This is a genomic window from Bacillus sp. EB600 (genome assembly GCF_024494385.1).
In the GTDB taxonomy this organism is placed as follows: Bacteria; Bacillota; Bacilli; order Bacillales; family Cytobacillaceae; genus JAEVLT01.
The window spans coordinates 1-870 of record NZ_JAEVLT010000127.1; the positions used below are offsets into that span (position 1 = coordinate 1).

Below are 870 nucleotides of genomic sequence, written 5' to 3' on the forward strand. Positions count from 1 at the left end.
AACAGATAGTAATCTTTACCTGTTATCAGTCTGTAACGCTGTTCCCCTAAAATGTTTGAAGGTCTCACTTCTGAAGAAAGCACCATTGCCTTAAGGCGATGGTGTTAAAAAATCGTCTATACATTTCTAAAAGTTGGGCAATGCATCTACTGCATCTGCCAAGTCACTATACGAATCCTTCAAGTATCTACTTGTTGTCGCGATGTTACTGTGGCCTGCAAGTCTTCTTACCTTTTCAATATCATTATTCGTTGCTTTTAGCATCCATTTGCAAAACGTATGACGGAACATATGGGGAGTCAGTTTTTTATTTGGCAAGCTGTAATTTTCGACCATCGTCTGAATCCCACGTACCGTAAACTTCGGTGATCGCTGGCTGCAAAAAACATAAGGGGAATCCTCTACATGCGGTTTCTGATTCGCCATTTCTGCTCGGAAAAACAACCAATCTTTGATTTCAGCCAGAAGCGTATTCGAAATAGGTACCGTTCTGACCTTCATCCCTTTTCCAACAATTCGGATTTGCTTCAACTCTAAATCGATGTCCGTTAATTTTAAATTTGAAAGTTCATCCACTCGCAATCCGGCGTAAGTAAGCAAATAAATAATCGCCCGATCACGGAGATACTTTTCTCCCGGATTCACTCCCCTGCTTTTGACGGGTTTTTTCCTTATTGTATAGAGTAAATCTTCAAACTCATCTTCTGTCAACCACATGATCTTTTCAGAATCTTCATCTGCAAGGGGGCTAAAAAGATAGGATGCTTTCTTAGGTCCAAAGTTATAATCGTTCTATATAGTTTGTCATCAAGTCATTAACCTTGGATTCAACTTTTTGAAGCTCATCATTTTCAAGCCCACATTGGGGGT

1 pseudogene is annotated in these 870 nt (G+C 39.9%); it reads right to left on the reverse strand.

Annotated features, from left to right (window positions below):
- Window positions 1–126 precede the first annotated feature (126 nt).
- A pseudogene (locus JN080_RS28825) lies at window positions 127–741 on the reverse strand (tyrosine-type recombinase/integrase); the annotation flags it as partial.
- Between the last annotated feature and the right edge of the window lie 129 nt (window positions 742–870).